We start from the raw sequence: 210 nt of genomic DNA, 5'->3' as shown, positions 1-210 counted from the left end.
CAAAGCCCATCTCGTTGTTCGTGCCGTAGGTGATGTCGGCAGCGTAGGCTGCGCGGCGCTCCTCGCTCGTGAGATCATGGACGATGAGGCCGACGGTGAGGCCGAGGAAACGGTGGACCTTGCCCATCCACTCGCTGTCTCGCTTGGCAAGGTAGTCGTTCACGGTGACGATGTGCACGCCGTTGCCAGTCAGGGCGTTTAAGTACGCGG

1 protein-coding gene is annotated in these 210 nt (G+C 61.9%); it reads right to left on the bottom strand.

The window, feature by feature from the left end; translation table 11 throughout:
* A partial coding sequence (locus E4U92_RS35685) for a hypothetical protein (RefSeq protein WP_137304591.1) occupies positions 1 to 210 on the bottom strand: 210 nt, incomplete at both ends.

The organism is Streptomyces galbus (assembly GCF_005280195.1).
Taxonomy (GTDB): domain Bacteria; phylum Actinomycetota; class Actinomycetes; order Streptomycetales; family Streptomycetaceae; genus Streptomyces; species Streptomyces galbus.
This window is presented reverse-complemented; position numbering and strand designations above follow the sequence as displayed.